Below are 14,702 nucleotides of genomic sequence, written 5' to 3' on the forward strand. Positions count from 1 at the left end.
GAAGCTCATGTCCACAGCCACCGCTGCGGAAAAGAAGAAGGGCGCGGGCGTGATGGCCGTCATGCAGCGCATCGGCCGGAGCCTCATGCTCCCCGTCGCCGTGCTGCCGGCCGCCGCACTGCTCGTCCGCCTCGGCGACAAGGACATGCTCGGCGATCCGTCGCTGCCGGGCTTCCTCACCAAGATCGCCGGGTACATGTCCGCCGGCGGCGGCGCGATCCTGACGAACATGGCGCTGCTGTTCGCCGTCGGCATCGCGATCGGCTACGCCAAGAAGTCCGACGGTTCGACCGCTCTGGCGGCGGTCACCGGCTACCTCGTCTTCGCGAAGGTCCTCGCGACCTTCACCGACCCGAACCTGCCGAAGGTCGAGACGGTCGTCGACCACAAGGTCGCGCTCGTGGACGCCCCGGTCGACGCCAAGGTGCTCGGCGGTGTCGTCATGGGCATCGTCGTGGCCCTGCTCTACCAGAAGTTCTACCGGACCAAGCTGCCCGAGTGGGCGGGCTTCTTCGGCGGTCGCCGTCTCGTCCCGATCCTCTCCGCCTTCGCGGGTCTGCTGATCGGCATCCTCTTCGGCGTGATCTGGCCCGTCCTCGGTACGGGTCTGCACACCTTCGGTGAGTGGCTGGTCGGTTCCGGTGCCGTCGGCGCGGGCATCTTCGGCGTCTTCAACCGCGCGCTGATCCCGGTCGGCATGCACCACCTGCTGAACTCCTTCCCGTGGTTCCAGGCCGGCGACTACAAGGGCAACAGCGGCGACATCGCCCGCTTCCTCGCCGGCGACCCGAGCGCCGGCCAGTTCATGACCGGCTTCTTCCCGATCATGATGTTCGCCCTCCCGGCAGCCTGCCTCGCGATCGTCCACTGCGCCCGCCCCGAGCGCCGCAAGGTCGTCGGCGGCATGATGGTCTCCCTCGCGCTGACCTCGTTCGTCACGGGCGTCACCGAGCCGATCGAGTTCACGTTCATGTTCATCGCCCCGGTGCTGTACGCGGTCCACGCGGTACTCACCGGTGTCTCGATGGCGCTGACCTGGTCGCTCGGCATGAAGGACGGCTTCGGCTTCTCCGCCGGCGCCATCGACTACCTGCTGAACCTGGGCAAGGCCACCAACCCGTTCGGGCTGGCCGTGGTCGGCCTGTGCTTCGCGGTCGTCTACTACGTGATCTTCCGGTTCGCGATCACGAAGTTCAACCTCCCCACCCCGGGCCGCGAGTCCGACGAGGAAATCGCCGAGCTGGAGAAGGCCGAGGCCAAGTAGGCCGGGCGCCCTCGCGCACGAAGGAGCCCCCGCTCTCCCGGAAGGGAGGGCGGGGGCTCGTTCGCGTGCCCGTCCGGCCGTCGGCGGCGGGCCGTTGGGCGGCCGGGCCGTCAGATCTCGTAGACCGCGCCCGGTCGGGCCAGGTCGACCCGGCCGTCGTAGACGGCGCGGGCGTCGGCGAGGTTGCGGGCGGCGTCCGTCCATGGCGGTACGTGGGTCAGGACCAGCCTGCCCGCTCCGCCGTCGGCCGCGTACCGGCCCGCCTCCCGGCCGTTGAGGTGGAGGTCCGGGATGTCCTCCTTGCCGTGCGTGAACGACGCCTCGCACAGGAACAGGTCGACGCCCTCGGCCAGCGTGGCCAGCTCCGGGCAGAGGCCGGTGTCCCCGGAGTAGGCGAGCGAGCGACCGCCGTGCTCGACGCGGATGGCGTACGACTCGACGGGGTGGCACATCCGCTCGGTGCGGACCTGGAACGGGCCGATCTCGAAGGCACCGGACTTGAGGGTGCGGAAGTCGAAGACCTCGCTCATCGAGCGTGCGTCCGGGACGTCGTCGTAGGCCGTCGTCAGCCGCAGCTCGGTGCCCTCGGGGCCGTAGACGGGGATGGTGCCGCAGCGGCCGCCCTCGTGCCGGTAGTAGCGGGCCACGAAGTACGCGCACATGTCGATGCAGTGGTCGGCGTGCAGATGGCTCAGGAAGATCGCGTCGAGGTCGTAGAGACCGATGTGGCGCTGGAGGGCGCCGAGGGCGCCGTTGCCCATGTCGAGGAGCAGCCGGAAGCCGTCGGCCTCGACGAGGTAGCTCGAACATGCCGATTCCGCGGACGGGAACGACCCCGAGCAGCCGACGACGGTGAGCTTCATGGAGCGTGAACCTCCGTGGACGGTCCGTGGACGGAATGCGGGCCGAGCGTGCGTCGAGCGTAAGGCGCGAAACCTCCGGTCGCTCCTCCGCGGCGGGCCGTTGTGGGGGGAATCACCTGTGCTGTCACCCGGGGGAGCGACAGGGGGTACGGGCGTTGCCGTGCCGGGGGCGGGGGCCGCGGCTAACGTCGGGTTATGGACACGTCCTGGTGGCCCGCCGCGGTGGCGGTGGTCGCCGTCGTGGTGCTGGTGCTGCTGCCCCGCCCGGCGGGGCGGGGTGCGGTGCGGCCGCGCCGGCCGGGGGCGCCGACGCGGGTGCGGCCGGGTGAGCTGTGGTGCCTGGTGGACGGGCGGTCGTGTCTGGTGCTGGCGGTGGGGACACGGGGGCGGGCCCGGGTCGCGTGGGTCACGGGGAAGTACGACGACCGGCGCGCGGGGGTGATCCCGTTGCCGCCGGGGGTCGGGGGGCGGCCGGGGCGGACCGGCTATCTGGAGGCGGACCGGCCCGCGGAGGTGTCGTCGGCCGAGTTCGACAGGCGGCTGGGGATGCTGGACCCGACCGTGTGGGACGAGGTCAGAGGGCTGGGCGGAGGTTTCGGGTGAGCGAGCGGTGATCAGGGTGCGGCGGGTCTACGATCCCCCGGAGCCGGGGGCGGACGGCGACGGCGTACGGGTCCTCGTGGACCGGCTCTGGCCGCGCGGGCTGGCGAAGGAGCGGGCGGCGGTGGACGAGTGGCCGAAGGCGGTGGCCCCGTCGGCGGAACTGCGGCGGTGGTTCCACGGGGGTGGGGGGACGGCGCACGAGTTCCGGGCGCGGTACGAGGCGGAGCTGGCGGCGCCGGAGGCGGTGGCGGAGTTGGGGCGACTGCGGGGGTTGGCCGCGTCGGGACCGGTGACGCTGCTGACGGCGGTCAAGGACCCGGAGGGCAGCCACGCGGCGGTGCTGGCGGACGTCTTGTCCCGGTGAGCCGGGGCGGGACCGGCGGGCCGGGGCGGGATGCCGCTGCGCGGGGCCTCTCCCCCGCCCCGCCCCTTCCCGAAACCGGACTCCGCCCGGACCCTCCCCCGGCTGGGCTCACGCCCAGAGTTGGCCCTGGAGGACCTCGATGGCCTCTTCCGTCGTCGCCGCCGTGTAGACGCCCGTCGAGAGGTACTTCCAACCGCCGTCGGCCACGACGAACACGATGTCGGCCGCTTCGCCCGCCGCCACCGCCTTGCGGCCGACGCCGATCGCCGCGTGCAGGGCCGCGCCCGTGGAGACGCCCGCGAAGATGCCCTCCTCGCGCAGCAGTTCCCGGGTACGGGTGACCGCGTCCGCCGAGCCCACCGAGAAGCGGGTGGTGAGCACCGAGGCGTCGTACAGCTCCGGGACGAAGCCCTCGTCCAGGTTGCGCAGGCCGTAGACGAGGTCGTCGTAGCGCGGTTCGGCCGCGACGATCTTGACGCCGGGTACGTGTTCGCGCAGGTAGCGGCCGACGCCCATCAGCGTGCCCGTGGTGCCCAGGCCGGCCACGAAGTGGGTGACGGACGGCAGGTCGCGCAGGATCTCGGGGCCGGTCGTGGCGTAGTGCGCGCCCGCGTTGTCGGGGTTGCCGTACTGGTAGAGCATGACCCAGTCGGGGTGTTCGGCCGCGAGTTCCTTGGCCATTCGGACGGCGGTGTTCGAGCCGCCCGCCGCCGGGGACGGGATGATCTCGGCTCCCCACATCGTCAGGAGGTCGCGGCGCTCCTGACTGGTGTTCTCCGGCATGACGCACACGATCCGGTAGCCCTTGAGCTTCGCGGCCATCGCGAGCGAGATGCCCGTGTTGCCGGAGGTGGGCTCCAGGATGGTGCAGCCGGGGAACAGGCGGCCGTCCTTCTCCGCCTGCTCGACCATGTGGAGCGCGGGGCGGTCCTTGATCGAGCCGGTGGGGTTGCGGTCCTCCAGCTTCGCCCAGATCCGTACGTCGTCGGAGGGCGAGAGGCGGGGCAGCCTGACGAGCGGCGTGTTGCCGACCGCCGCGAGGGGGGAGTCGTAGCGCATTACTTCGATCCGCCGGCCACGGCCGGGAGGATGGTGACGCTGTCGCCGTCCTTGAGCGCGGTGGAGATGCCGTCCAGGAAGCGGACGTCCTCGTCGTTGAGGTAGACGTTGACGAAGCGGCGCAGCTGGCCGCCGTCGACAATGCGCTCCTCGATGCCCTTGTGCCGGGTTTCCAGGTCCGCGAACAGGCCGGCCAGGGTGCTGCCTTCGCCGGTGACGGCCTTCTCGCCGTCGGTGTAGGTGCGGAGGATGGTGGGGATGCGGACCTCGATGGCCATGGCGGGCTCCAGTGTCGTCAAATCGTCAAAGCGTGAAGGGGCGTGCAGGGGTCGAGCGCGCGCGTGGTGCCCCCGCGGGGCGGGGCCGTGGTGCTCGGGCAGTGCTCAGGCAGCGGGACAGATGGCGCTTGCGAGGCGGCACAGGTCGACGTGCAGCCGCGCCACCAGCAGCAGCGGCCTGCCGGGCGTCTCGTTGCTCACGTCGTGGGAAACCATGCGGTCATGTTAACGATTCCCGGCACCCCGTTTGGAGTGTGATCCCGCATCGTGGACCGCTGCCGCTCACATACTGGTCAGTAACCCTCGACGACCTGCACTTCTTCCTCGGTGATCACTCCGTCGACGATGCGGTAGGAGCGGAACTGGAACTCGCCTAGGCCGTCGTGGTCGGCGGTGGAGACGAGTACGTAGTGCGCTCCGGGCTCGTTCGCGTAGGTCACGTCGGTGCGCGAGGGGTACGCCTCGGTCGCGGTGTGCGAGTGGTAGACGATCACGGGTTCCTCGTCCCGGTCGTCGAGCTCGCGGTAGAGCGCGAGCAGGTCCTTGGAGTCGAACTCGTAGAACGTGGGCGAGCGGGCCGCGTTCAGCATCGGGACGAAGCGCTCGGGGCGGTCGCTGCCGGCCGGTCCGGCGACGACGCCGCACGCCTCGTCGGGATGGTCCTTGCGGGCGTGTTCCACGATCTGGTCGTACAGGGCCTGGGTGAGGGTCAGCATGAGCGACAGGATAAACAGACGGGCCCTCCCGTACCGAGGAGTGGTACGGGAGGGCCCGCATGCTGGACGGACGGCGCGTTTCCCGGCTGCGGCGGACGGCCGGGACCCGCGGTCCGCGGGGTGCTACAGGGCCTTGGTAAAGGCCGCGCCGCGGGGGTTGCGGTTCTTCATGACCAGGTAGGAGACGCCCAGGATGACGCCCCACAGGGGGGCGCAGTACAGCGAGACGCGGGCGTCCTTGTCGATGCCCATCATCACGATGACCATGCCGATGAACAGGAGCGCGAACCAGCTGGTGTACGGGGCTCCGGGCGCCCGGAACGCGGACTTCGGCACGTCTCCGCGGTCGGAGGCGGCCCGGTAGCGGATCTGGCAGACCAGGATCATGATCCAGGCCCACATGCCGGAGATGGTGGCGAAGGAGACGACGTAGTCGAACGCCTTGCCCGGGGCGACGTAGTTGATCCAGACGCCGACGAGCATCAGCGCGGCGGAGAAGGTCGTGCCGACGAGCGGGGTGCCGCTCCTGGTCAGCTTGGTGAAGACCTTGGGGCCCTGGCCGTTGAGCGCGAGGTCGCGCAGCATGCGGCCGGTGGAGTACATGCCGGAGTTGCAGGAGGACAGGGCGGCGGTGAGCACCACGAAGTTGACGATGGCGGCGCCGACGCCGAGGCCCATCTTCTCGAAGGCGGCGACGAAGGGGCTGACGCCCGGCTGGAATTCGTGCCAGGGGACGACCGACAGGATCATGATCAGCGCGCCGACGTAGAAGACGGCGATCCGCCACGGCACGGTGTTGATGGCCTTGGGGAGGGTCTTCTCGGGGTCCTTGGACTCGCCGGCGGTGACGCCGACCAGCTCGACCGCGAGGAAGGCGAACATGACGATCTGGAGGGTCATCAGCGTGCCGCCGATGCCCTTGGGGAAGAAGCCGCCGTCGTTCCACAGGTTGGTGACGGTCGCGGTGTCGGCGGCGTCGGAGAAGCCGATGGTGAGGATGCCGGCGCAGATCAGGATCATGCCGACGATGGCGGTGACCTTGACCATGGAGAACCAGAACTCCAGCTCGCCGAAGAGCTTCACGGAGATCAGGTTGGCGGCGTAGAGGACGACGGTGAAGATCAGCGCGTACGCCCACTGCGGGAAGCTGTCGTGGGTCCAGTACGACATGTACTGCGCGGCGGCGGTGACCTCGGTGATGCCGGTGACCACCCAGAACAGCCAGTACGTCCAGCCGGTCACGTAGCCCCAGAAGGGACCCAGGAACTCGCGGGCGTAGTCCGAGAAGGAGCCGGAGACCGGGCGGTACATGAGCAGCTCGCCCAGGGCCCGCATGATGAAGAAGATGACCAGGCCCGCGATGGCGTAGGCCAGGATCAGGCTGGGGCCGGCCTTGGAGATGGCCTTGCCCGCGCCGAGGAACAGGCCGGTGCCGATGGCGCCGCCGATCGCGATCATCTGGATCTGGCGGGCTCCGAGTGCGCGGTGGTACCCCTCGCCGCCACCCTCGGGCCCGGCGGCCTCGCCGGGCTTCTTGTCGTGCTGCTCGACCTGCACAGAGGTCATGTCTGGTGCGCCTTTCTCCACGCCGACCCGCGCCTTCGATGGCTGCGGATCGGGTCCTCGATCCCCCCGGATACGGATGGAGTTGCACGCCGGCGATCAGCCGGTTCAAGCGAGCCGGGGGACATGGGTGGCGTCCCGGCGGCAGTCGTGAAGATTTATCACGTGCTTACGGGTGATCGAGAGGCCGGAATGTGGCCCACGGCACAGATAAACCGGGACATCCGGCTCAAAGCTGATCAGATCACCGCATCGCGGTGATCTGATCGTTATCCGGATTTGAGCGTTCGCTGAGCGAACAGTCCGCGAGGGCCGCCGGGCGGCCGGCTCAGAGGGTCTCGATGAGGCTCTCCTGGAGACCGCCGAGCCACAGGTACGCCATGACCATCGGCTTGCGCGGATCGTCGTCGGGCAGCCGGAACAGCGCCGCGCTCTCGTCGTCCTCGGTGATCTCCAGCCGCGCCGCGATGGTGAGGCGCAGGTCGTTGAGCGCGCCGAGCCAGCGCAGCGGCAGCTCCCCGGTGAGCTCCAGGACGGCCGCCCCGTCGCCGTCCGGGGTGAGCCCGTTCAGGCTGTGGACGACCGCCAGGGCGTCCTCGCGCTTACGGGTGCGCAGGTCGTTCTCGGTGAAGCGGCGGAACTCGGCCGAGCGGGCCCGCAGCTCCCGCTCCTCCGCGCCCGGCATGCCCTCCCGGGCGTCGGGGCCGGCCCCGTACGCCTCGGGGAAGAGGCGGGCGAGCGCCGGGTCGGACGGGGGTTCGGTCGGGCCGTCGGAGGCGAAGAGCACGGCGAGCGGGTCGGCGTCCGCCGCGGGTTCCGGCTCGCCCGGGCCGATGAGCTCCAGCAGCTGCACGGCCAGGGAGCGCAGGATGGAGATCTCGATGTCGTCGAGCGCGATCGCCGCGCCGCCGCCCTCGCGGGACTCGAAGGTGCCCATCAGCCGCGGTCCTGCGACAGCGTCGCCCAGAGCCCGTAGCCGTGCATGGCCTGCACGTCCCGTTCCATCTCCTCGCGGCTGCCGCTGGACACGACCGCCCGGCCCTTGTGGTGGACGTCGAGCATCAGCCGGTTCGCCTTGTCCTTGGAGTAGCCGAAGTACGCCTGGAACACGTACGTCACGTAGCTCATGAGGTTGACCGGGTCGTTGTGCACCAGGGTCACCCACGGGACGTCGGGTTCGGGGACCGCGGAGGTCTCTTCGGCCGATTCGGTGCGTTCGATCTCAATGGGAGCAACACTCACTCGTCCCATGCTGCCACTGTGACGGGCCCGTCGCACAAACCGGCCCTACATCTCGTCACTTTGACGAGATGTGCGCTAGCATCCGGGACATGAACCCTGCGGACCTGGGCCTGCCGGTGGACGTGCCGTCGACAGCGCTCTTCACGGACCATTACGAGCTCACGATGCTCCAGGCCGCGCTGGCCAACGGCACCGCCGACCGGCGCTCGGTCTTCGAGGTCTTCACCCGACGGCTGCCCGAGGGCCGGCGTTACGGCGTGGTGGCGGGCACCGGGCGGGTGCTGGACGCGGTCGAGAACTTCCGCTTCGACGGCGCGGTCCTGGAGTTCCTGCGGGAGCGGGCCGTCATCGACGCGCGGACCCTGGACTGGCTGTCCACGTACCGCTTCTCGGGCGACATCTGGGGTTACCCGGAGGGCGAGGTCTACTTCCCCGGCTCGCCCGTCCTGCGCGTCGAGGGCAGCTTCGCCGAGTGCGTGCTGCTGGAGACCGTCGTCCTGTCGATCCTCAACCACGACTCGGCGATCGCCGCGGCCGCCTCCCGGATGGCTTCGGCGGCCGGCGGCCGGCCGCTGATCGAGATGGGCGCCCGGCGCACGCACGAGCTGGCGGCCGTGGCCGCCTCCCGCGCCGCGTACGTCGGCGGCTTCACCTCCACCTCGGACCTGGCGGCCGGGTTCCGCTACGGCATCCCCACGGTCGGCACGAGCGCGCACGCCTTCACCCTGGTGCACGACAGCGAGCGCGACGCCTTCACCGCGCAGGTGGCCTCGCTGGGCAGCGGCACCACCCTGCTGGTGGACACCTACGACGTCGCCGAGGCGGTGCGCACGGCCGTGGAGGTCGCCGGGACGGGGCTGGGTGCCGTGCGCATCGACTCCGGGGACCTGCTGCTGGTCGCGCACCGGGTGCGTCAGCAGTTGGACGAGCTGGGCGCGACGGCCACGCGGATCGTGGTCACCTCCGACCTCGACGAGTACGCGATCGCCTCCCTGGCGGCGGCGCCCGTGGACGCGTACGGGGTCGGCACCCAGCTCGTGACCGGCAGCGGGCACCCGACGTGCTCGATGGTCTACAAGCTGGTGGCGCGGGCCGCGTCGGCGGACCCGAAGGCGCCGCTGCTGCCGGTGGCGAAGAAGTCCTCGGGCGGCAAGACCTCGCTGGGGGGCCGCAAGTGGGCGGCCCGCCGACCGGACGCCGAGGGCGTGGCGGAGGCCGAGGTCGTGGGCGTGGGCCCCGTGCCGACCGTCCTCGCGGACCGGCAGCTCCTGGTCCAGCTGGTCAAGGGCGGCGAGGTCGTGGCCCGCGAGCCCCTGGAGGCGGCCCGCGACCGCCACCTCGCGGCGCGCGCCGGCCTGCCGCTGTCCGCGACGCAGCTCTCGCGCGGCGAGGCCGTGATCCCCACGGAATACGTATAGCCCCGACGGAGTGCCCGCGGGCCCGTCCCGCCGGCACGCGCGGGGCGACCGCGACCTCGGCGGCGTTTGAGGCGCGGGGGTCCGCGGGCAGGGCACCGGCACGGTGGGGAAGAGCCCCGCGGGGGTCCCGACCCACCACACATCACAGCGAAGGGCACGCGACATGCACCGCGCACTGATCGTCGTCGACGTACAGAACGACTTCTGCGAAGGCGGCAGCCTCGCGGTCCCCGGCGGGGCGGACGTCGCCGCCGCCGTCACCGAGCTGATCGGGCAGGCCACGGCGGGCTACCGACACGTCGTCGCCACCCGTGACCACCACATCGACCCCGGTGCGCACTTCGCGCGCCCACCGGCCGAGCCCGACTACGAGACGTCCTGGCCGGTGCACTGCGTCGCCGGGACCGAGGGCGTCGGGTTCCACCCGAACTTCGCCCCCGCCGTCGCCTCGGGCGCCGTCGCCGCCGTCTTCGACAAGGGCGCGTACGAGGCCGCCTACAGCGGGTTCGAGGGCCGGGACGAGAACGGCTCGGGCCTCGCCGAATGGCTGCGGGAGCGCAACGTGACCGAGGTCGACGTGGTGGGCATCGCCACCGACCACTGCGTACGGGCCACCGCCCTGGACGCGGCGCGCGAGGGGTTCCGCACGCACGTCCTGCTCGACCTCACGGCCGGCGTGGCCCCGCACACCACGGCGCGCGCCCTGGAGGAGCTCAAGGCGGCCGGCGTGCACCTCACGGGCGCCCCGGTGCTCGGAGGCGCGTAGCCGGGCCGCACGGCCACCCCAGGGGCACCCCGGGGCCGACGAGGGCCGCCGCGGGGCCGTGGCCGGGCTCAGGCGCCCCGCAGCAGGGCGCGGATCGGGTGCCACAGTTCCTGGGCGCGGTCGGGGGTGCAGCGCCACAGGAGGCCGTCCGGGTGGTGGAGGACGGCGGTGACCTCATCGGGGGTCGGCGGGTGGGCGTTGCCGCGGAGGTAGACGGCTCGCATGCCGAGGTTCCGCAGCCTGGTCAGGGCGCGGGCCCGGTTCGCGGCGTGGACCAGCACCCGGACGTTCCCGCCCTCGCCGGACGGCCTCGGCAGCATCAGCGCGACCACCACGCTGCCGCCTGGCAGTCTGACGAATCCTCCACCGGGCATGATCTTCAGCTCCCCCGTCAATAAGACAACTTCCGACCCGCATCTAAACGCGATCGGCCGCCGCCCGCTAGAGGGCGACGGCCGATCATGCTTTGACCTGCGGTTTTGCCGGACTACTTGGCGGCGGGACCGACCTCGACCGTCATCTGGAGACCGTCGTACGGCTCCTTGACGATCTTGATCCTGGTGTTGGTGTCAGTGGTCTTCACCGAACCGGTCGGGTTCTCGTCGTAGAAGTACTTGCCCTTGTGGTCGTCGAAGACGAGGTTCGCGGGCTTCGGCTTGAGGAACAGCGCCTCACCGTTCTTGTGCAGGGTGAAGGCGTCCGTCGAGTACGCGCTGAAGGTCGCGTCATACGGCTGGATCTTGTTCCGCAGCAGGGTGCCGTCCGCCCACTTCATCGGCTTGGCGTTGGCGTCGATCGGCAGGATCAGACCCGAGCCCGGGTGCTGGCTCGTGTTGTTGTCCTTCTGGGAGGTGTCCCAGAGCCAGACCAGCAGACCGTCCTGGTACGGGTAGTGCTCCACCCAGTTCGGCTTGGTGTTGGCGAAGCCGAAGTTGTACGGGCCGACCTTCAGGGTCGAGTCGTACGAGACGTAGCGACGGTTCTCCGCCAGGTAGTACTGCGGGTACTCCTTGGTGAAGCCGGCGCCGACCCGCGAGAAGCCCTTGCCGGTCCAGCCGTTGTCGCCGTTCTCGGCGCCGTCGCTGAACAGGGTGGAGCCGTCCGCGGTGATGTTGATGGCGTCGGCGGTGAAGCCCTTGCCGCCCGCTCCGCCGTCCGTCTGGTAGCGGAAGCGGAGGTCGACCTTCTTGCCCGCGTAGGCGTCGAGCGGGAAGTTCAGCTGCTTCCAGGCGCCGGAGGTACCGGTCAGCGAGGGGGCGCCGGAGGCGTCGGCCGGAAGGGCCGTGCCGTCGGCGGTGCCGGCGAGGGCGGTCCAGGTGGCGCCGCCGTCCGTGGACGCCTCGGTGTAGAGGAAGTCGTAGCCCTGCTCGATGTCCCACCAACCCTTGAGGGACAGGGCGGCGGAGGACTTCCCGGTCAGGTCGACCGAGCGGGTCAGGGTGTTCTTGAGGTCGTCACCCATGTTGCTCCACCACTGCGAGGAGCCCTCGGCGGGAGCGACGATGTCCGTCTTGACCTGCTTCTTCGGCAGCTCGACGAGCAGACCCTGCTTGTCCTTGGTGTTGTACTCCGCGACGCCCAGCTTGTGGGTGGACTTCGTCGCGGCCTTGGCCTTGTCGTAGTTCAGCCAGCCGAGCTGCAGCTTGCTCCAGGCGTCCATGTCGCCCGGGAGGTTGCCTATGGAGTCCTTGCCGTCACCGAGCCAGGAGCCCGCCGACATCAGGGACCAGAAGCCGACGCTGTTGTCGCCGCCACCGGAGGTGTCGTACAGGTCGGGCAGGCCCAGGTCGTGGCCGTACTCGTGCGCGAAGACGCCGAGGCCGCCGTTCTCCGGCTGCATCGTGTAGTCGCCGACCCAGATGCCGGTGTCGCCGATCTGCGTGCCGCCGGCCTTGTTGTTCGCCGGGCCGGTCTTGCCGACGTCGGTGCCGTAGGCGTACCAGCGGTGCGCCCACAGGGCGTTGGTGCCCTGCACGCCGCCGCCGGCCGACTCGTCCTCACCGGCGTGGACGATCTGGAAGTGGTCGATGTAGCCGTCGGGCTCGTTGAAGTTGCCGTCGCCGTCGTAGTCGTTGCGGTCCCACTGGTCGTACTGCGCCAGGGTCGACTTGATCTCGGCGTCGCTCTTGCCGGCCTTCTTCTGCGCGTCGACCCACGCGTTGACGCCGTCCTTGACGGTGTCCCAGACGTTGGAGCAGTTCGTCTGGCCGCAGTAGTTCGAGCCGTAACGGGCCTCGTTGTACGGGATCTTGACCCAGTCGGCGACCTGGCCGTCGACCGAGTAGCGACCCGAGGAGGTCTTCTCGTAGTACGTCTTCAGCGAGTTCTTGCCCTGGCCGGTACCGAAGTACAGGTCCTGGAAGTAGTCCCGGCTGAAGTCCTTGCGCCAGGCCGTGCTGTTGTTCGTCGCGCGGTCGGGCTGCGCGATCGTGTTGTGCGCCGGGCCCGGGGTGCCGCCGTACTTCTGGACCGGGGGCTTCGGGCCGTTCGGACCGTCCGGGTCGAACATGGTCGTGTTGTCGACCTGGTCGCCGAACTCGACGAGGATCGTGAAGATCTTGTCGGTCTTCTCGCGGCCCAGCTCGACGTACTTCTTGTCGTCCAGCTTGACGACCTTGGAGGCGCCGCGCTGTTCGACCGTCTTCTTGCCGCTCAGCACCTGGTCGAGGGCAGCCTCGCGGGCCTGCGCCTGCTGCTTGCTGAACGGGCCGGGCAGGTCGTGCTCGACCTGCTCCTTCGCCGCAGCGGTCGGGTCTTGGCGGTCCGATGAGGGCGCGCCACCCCAACTCGTGTCGGCCTGTGCCGTGGTGAAGAAGGCGCCCGCGGCCGCGGTCGCGGCCACCGTCACGGCGATGGCCGCGCCGCGCAGCGTACGCCTTCTCTTGGAGTTGCCGGTCACTTGATGTCGTTCCCCTCCCGCGGCCGCAGCGTTGGTCGGAACGTCTCCAAAGGAGTGGGGGGTTCCGCGCGGCGCGCGTCTCAAGTGACGACATTTGACCGGAGAGACGCAAGAAAAGACAGACCTTGACTTGTTCCTTACAACTGCACTATGCGGGCAACGAGTTCCGCTATTCGGACGTTCCGCCGCCAGTCGGGGCGAAGGGGCGCTTCCCGACCTCGTCGCCGTCCCTGCAGTCATACCGGAGGACGGCCGGGGAACCACCGGAGGGAAGCCGGAGAACCACCGGAGGATGCACGGGGAATGACGCCGTGCGCCCCCTGTGCTCCCGCGCGGACCCGTCCTGCGGTAAGGGCACGCTTACTGACGGTTCCTCTCGGGCATGCCCCGTCGTAGAGTCTCTCGACGCGCGACGAGTTGAGCCGACTCTCCCTCACCTCCTTGAGGACGGATACCGCCATGCCGCGTCCGACTGCCGCACAGCTCGCCTACGGCTCCGCCACCGTCATCGTGTCGACGATCGCCATGCTGCTGCTGTCGCAGACGAGCACGGGGATCGGCATCGCGGTCATCTCCGCCGCCGCGCTGGCCCTCGGGCTCCTCGTCGCGCTCACCGTGCCGATCCCGCGCCGACGAGGCCGGCACGCCGCCGGGCGGCCCGCCGCGGCGCCGGTGGCGGCGACCGGGTTCCCCGTCGACGTGCCGGCGGACGTGCGGGTGCCCGAACCGAGGGCCGCCTCCGAACACTCCGTGCACCACTGAGCCGAGGGCACAGGGCACACACGGCGGTGCGGGCGGCCTGTCCCCTGGGGGACGGCCGCCCGCACCGGACGCCGTGGCGAGCCGCGCGCCCAGGACGGGTTGGCTCGGGTCGGCCGGGCTCAGGTCGAGCGGACCACGACGGTCTTGGCCACCTTGTCGTGCAGCCCCTGCTTGTACGGCTTGTCGACCAGGATCGACACGATCAGCGCGAGCGGCCACAGGCAGAAGCAGCAGATCAGGGTCGGCACCCACAGCACCGCGCCACGGCTGAGCGCGGGACCCGAGGGCGGCACGCTGCCGTCGTTGAGCATCGCGACGCGCAGGCCCAGCAGCCGCTTGCCGACGGTCTGGCCGTTCTTCTTGGTGAACCACCAGTCGTAGCCGACGTACGCGACGATCGAAATCAGCGTCCAGAGCAGACCGGTGCCGTTGTACGACTTGGTGATGACCTCGGTGACGTCCTCGCCCTTGTTCGTGTCGACGACGTACCGCCGGTTGCCGAACGGCAACTGGATGAGGAACAGCGGCACCGCGACGATGATCAGGTCGATGATCCGGGCGCCGAGCCGCTTGCCGAAATCCGCGAGCGGGGGCATGCCGGCGAGGGGGTCCGGCATTCCGTACGGGTGTCCGCCGCCGCTGCCGTTGTACGGGGGCGGCGGGGGCGGATAGCCGCCGCCGGGTCCCCCGGGTCCCCCGGTTCCACCGGGCGGGGGATACCCGCCGCCGCCGGGCGGCGGTGAACCGTACGGCGAACCGCCCGACGGGGGCGTCGGCTCCTGGGGCCTCTTGCGGAACGGGTCGTCCTCGGGGGGCTGGTCCGGCGGCGGCTGATCGGTGCTCATGGCCCGAGTCGACCCCGCGCGCGCGGACACCGCAACGGGACGGCGTCCGTCCGGGGGGTG

The 14,702-nt window shown here is 70.4% G+C and carries 17 protein-coding genes; 6 read left to right on the plus strand and 11 right to left on the minus strand.

Features of this window, described 5'->3' with window-relative positions; genetic code table 11:
• The first annotated feature begins 7 nt into the window (after positions 1-7).
• Positions 8-1,264: a PTS transporter subunit EIIC gene (locus tag ABZ934_RS21075; RefSeq protein WP_361315312.1), complete on the plus strand. Its 1,257-nt coding sequence runs from the start codon at positions 8-10 to the stop codon at positions 1,262-1,264.
• A 110-nt stretch (positions 1,265-1,374) separates the two neighbouring features.
• Here ABZ934_RS21075 and ABZ934_RS21080 read toward each other — a convergent pair whose 3' ends face one another.
• A complete protein-coding gene (locus ABZ934_RS21080) occupies positions 1,375-2,127 on the minus strand; it encodes an MBL fold metallo-hydrolase (protein WP_361315314.1) in 753 nt (250 codons plus the stop codon).
• A gap of 195 nt (positions 2,128-2,322) precedes the next feature.
• On the opposite strand from ABZ934_RS21080, the gene ABZ934_RS21085 reads away from it, so the two are divergent.
• Entirely contained in the window at positions 2,323-2,730 is a 408-nt protein-coding gene (locus ABZ934_RS21085; protein WP_361315317.1) for a hypothetical protein, read from the plus strand.
• 7 nt (positions 2,731-2,737) lie between these two features.
• On the plus strand, positions 2,738-3,094 hold the full coding sequence (locus tag ABZ934_RS21090) for a DUF488 family protein (RefSeq protein ID WP_361315320.1): 357 nt from the start codon (positions 2,738-2,740) through the stop codon (positions 3,092-3,094).
• 108 nt (positions 3,095-3,202) lie between these two features.
• Here ABZ934_RS21090 and ABZ934_RS21095 read toward each other — a convergent pair whose 3' ends face one another.
• The 7 genes from ABZ934_RS21095 to clpS form a co-directional block, all read right to left on the minus strand.
• Complete coding sequence (locus ABZ934_RS21095; protein WP_361315322.1) at positions 3,203-4,153, minus strand: cysteine synthase; 951 nt, start codon at positions 4,151-4,153, stop codon at positions 3,203-3,205.
• Positions 4,153-4,431, minus strand: a complete 279-nt coding sequence (locus ABZ934_RS21100) for a MoaD/ThiS family protein (RefSeq protein ID WP_361315529.1) — start codon at positions 4,429-4,431, stop codon at positions 4,153-4,155. The genes ABZ934_RS21095 and ABZ934_RS21100 overlap by 1 nt, the downstream gene beginning before the upstream one ends.
• A gap of 105 nt (positions 4,432-4,536) precedes the next feature.
• Complete coding sequence (locus tag ABZ934_RS21105; RefSeq protein ID WP_329195557.1) at positions 4,537-4,647, minus strand: putative leader peptide; 111 nt, start codon at positions 4,645-4,647, stop codon at positions 4,537-4,539.
• Between the two features lie 77 nt (positions 4,648-4,724).
• Positions 4,725-5,147, minus strand: a complete 423-nt coding sequence (locus ABZ934_RS21110) for a M67 family metallopeptidase (RefSeq protein WP_361315325.1) — start codon at positions 5,145-5,147, stop codon at positions 4,725-4,727.
• Between the two features lie 123 nt (positions 5,148-5,270).
• On the minus strand, positions 5,271-6,713 hold the full coding sequence (locus ABZ934_RS21115) for an amino acid permease (protein ID WP_361315328.1): 1,443 nt from the start codon (positions 6,711-6,713) through the stop codon (positions 5,271-5,273).
• Positions 6,714-7,038: 325 nt separating this feature from the next.
• On the minus strand, positions 7,039-7,650 hold the full coding sequence (locus ABZ934_RS21120) for a DUF2017 domain-containing protein (RefSeq protein ID WP_361315532.1): 612 nt from the start codon (positions 7,648-7,650) through the stop codon (positions 7,039-7,041).
• Positions 7,647-7,961, minus strand: coding sequence for an ATP-dependent Clp protease adapter ClpS (gene clpS / locus ABZ934_RS21125; RefSeq protein WP_361315331.1), 315 nt, complete (start codon positions 7,959-7,961; stop codon positions 7,647-7,649). Before clpS ends, ABZ934_RS21120 begins: the two co-directional genes overlap by 4 nt.
• An 80-nt stretch (positions 7,962-8,041) precedes the next feature.
• Between clpS and ABZ934_RS21130 the strand changes: the two genes are divergently transcribed.
• Both ABZ934_RS21130 and ABZ934_RS21135 read left to right on the plus strand, forming a co-directional pair.
• Positions 8,042-9,370, plus strand: a complete 1,329-nt coding sequence (locus ABZ934_RS21130; protein ID WP_361315334.1) for a nicotinate phosphoribosyltransferase — start codon at positions 8,042-8,044, stop codon at positions 9,368-9,370.
• Between the two features lie 163 nt (positions 9,371-9,533).
• Positions 9,534-10,136: a nicotinamidase gene (locus tag ABZ934_RS21135; RefSeq protein WP_361315337.1), complete on the plus strand. Its 603-nt coding sequence runs from the start codon at positions 9,534-9,536 to the stop codon at positions 10,134-10,136.
• 68 nt (positions 10,137-10,204) lie between these two features.
• Here the strand turns inward: ABZ934_RS21135 and ABZ934_RS21140 are convergent, their stop codons facing one another.
• Positions 10,205-10,510 carry a hypothetical protein gene (locus tag ABZ934_RS21140; RefSeq protein WP_361315340.1) on the minus strand — a complete coding sequence of 102 codons (306 nt, stop codon included), beginning with the start codon at positions 10,508-10,510 and terminating at the stop codon, positions 10,205-10,207.
• 113 nt (positions 10,511-10,623) lie between these two features.
• Entirely contained in the window at positions 10,624-13,035 is a 2,412-nt protein-coding gene (locus ABZ934_RS21145) for an immune inhibitor A domain-containing protein (RefSeq protein WP_361315343.1), read from the minus strand.
• 459 nt (positions 13,036-13,494) lie between these two features.
• Here ABZ934_RS21145 and ABZ934_RS21150 point away from each other — a divergent pair, with 459 nt between their 5' ends.
• Positions 13,495-13,797: a hypothetical protein gene (locus ABZ934_RS21150; protein ID WP_361315345.1), complete on the plus strand. Its 303-nt coding sequence runs from the start codon at positions 13,495-13,497 to the stop codon at positions 13,795-13,797.
• Positions 13,798-13,916: 119 nt separating this feature from the next.
• Here ABZ934_RS21150 and ABZ934_RS21155 read toward each other — a convergent pair whose 3' ends face one another.
• Positions 13,917-14,642, minus strand: a complete 726-nt coding sequence (locus tag ABZ934_RS21155; protein ID WP_361315347.1) for an RDD family protein — start codon at positions 14,640-14,642, stop codon at positions 13,917-13,919.
• Between the last annotated feature and the right edge of the window lie 60 nt (positions 14,643-14,702).

Source organism: Streptomyces sp. NPDC046557, from assembly GCF_040645975.1.
Taxonomy (GTDB): Bacteria; Actinomycetota; Actinomycetes; order Streptomycetales; family Streptomycetaceae; genus Streptomyces.